Raw genomic sequence first — 558 nt, forward strand, 5'->3', positions numbered from 1 at the left:
TTTCGAGGAAATAAAAATTTTGCTTCTGGTCAACTATAAATTCGATGGTGCCTGCGTTCGTATAGCCGACTGCCTTCGCTGCTTTTACCGCTGTTTGCCCGATCTTCATTCTTAGTTCATCGTCTACAAATGGAGACGGTGCTTCTTCAATGACTTTTTGGTGGCGCCTCTGAACAGAGCAATCACGTTCAAACAGATGTACTGTATGGCCGTGTTGATCGGCCAAAAGCTGAACCTCGATGTGACGCGCATGTTCAATAACTTTTTCTATATACATCGACCCGTCACCGAAAAAATCTGCTGCGCGCTTTTTGTTTCCCTCGTACGCTTTTTTTAATGCTTCTTCATTTTCAACACGCTGCATTCCGATGCCCCCTCCGCCCGCTGAAGCTTTCAGCATGACAGGATAGCCGATTTGACTTGCGGTGCGGCAGGCTGCCTCTATATCTCCGAGGGATTCAGAAACGCCTGGCACCACAGGGACTCCTGCAGCCTCCATTGCTTTTCGCGCTTCAATTTTGCTGCCCATCTTTGCGATGATATCAGGGGAAGGTCCGA

1 protein-coding gene is annotated in these 558 nt (G+C 48.4%); it reads right to left on the bottom strand.

Annotation, left to right across the window (positions count from 1 at the left end; all coding sequences use genetic code 11):
- Positions 1-558, bottom strand: a 558-nt coding sequence (locus ACWHAR_RS30620; RefSeq protein ID WP_452088875.1) for an ATP-binding protein, incomplete at both ends; no start/stop codon positions are given.

Source organism: Bacillus sp. LR--39 (assembly GCF_053613335.1).